This window comes from Psychrobacter sp. AOP7-A1-24 (genome assembly GCF_052376235.1).
Taxonomy (GTDB): Bacteria; Pseudomonadota; Gammaproteobacteria; order Pseudomonadales; family Moraxellaceae; genus Psychrobacter.
The window spans coordinates 1-975 of record NZ_JBQSVM010000103.1 but is presented as its reverse complement, the minus strand read 5'-3'; the positions used below and the strand labels follow the sequence as shown (position 1 = coordinate 975).

At 36.1% G+C, this 975-nt stretch carries 1 protein-coding gene; it reads right to left on the bottom strand.

Annotated features, from left to right (window positions below):
• Positions 1-181 precede the first annotated feature (181 nt).
• The gene (locus tag ACT3QQ_RS13890; RefSeq protein WP_444528427.1) at positions 182-820 is read right to left on the bottom strand and encodes a DNA glycosylase; all 639 of its coding nucleotides are present in this window, start codon (positions 818-820) and stop codon (positions 182-184) included.
• Between the last annotated feature and the right edge of the window lie 155 nt (positions 821-975).

Here is a 975-nt window from a genome sequence, read left to right as displayed (position 1 = left end):
TAAATTTATAGTTTTTTCAATGGGTTATGGTTTAATTAATTTAATAGATTTAGATACTAATTATAGATATGTTATTCACCACATTTGCTGACATCAGAAACGTTCAGCTTTACTAGATAAATACTTTTTAATATCTTTGAGCTTTATCTTCTATTAGTGCAACCATTTCTCTAATTTTACTTTATAACTTACCCATTTTTTCAAAAAACGCTCTATACGCAGCGACTTTCTTATCCAATGATAGCGGATAAGCACGTGAGGTCGAAGGCAGTCTATATAAGGTCAAATCATTAACATCCATTTTTCTGTTACCCGTATTCTGCCATTGATAAGGGTAATGCATACTTTGATTGGTTTTTGGGTGTTTTGATTTGGCAATTGGTTCATCTAATAATCCAAGCAGTACTTCTGTCGCCTTACCTCCTGTTGTGAACAGTGTCTTTACCTTTGGCACTTGTGGCAAGACAATATCTAGATCAACAGGTGTGACTACCGTTAGATTTTTATCCGAAGCATTACCCGTTTCACGAATGGCTTGCTTTACTGTCGGACAAGAGGCTATACCACGTTCAAACATAAAGGCGCGAATACGCTTAGGGTCAAATCGCTTTTCATCACCTACTCTAAAGTAGTCAGCATCATCAAAAAACACTTGGCCATATATACGCCACATATCATTATAAAAGTTGGGATAATGAAAGCTCATTGCCCATTTATCAGCAGTCGGTGGAAAAGTACCCATCATCATGACCGTTGCATTGGGCGGTAAGACAGGCTCAAAAGGATGGGTTTCAAGCTCTGTAGCTCTATTTTTAGACATTGTCGAATTATTATCGATAGGTTTTTGGGTACTTGGTATTTTTATAGTCATGATATTCTTCATCAGAAAAGCGGTTTTTTTGGTATCATAGAAAGTCTAAACACTACCTCATTTATAATCACGTTATCTAGTCAAACTTAGTCGGTTCAATCAGT

Coding starts and splice junctions, on each gene's coding strand:
- ACT3QQ_RS13890 (WP_444528427.1), bottom strand. CDS start 820: ATGTCTAAAAATAGAGCTACAGAGCTTGAAACCCATCCTTTTGAGCCT.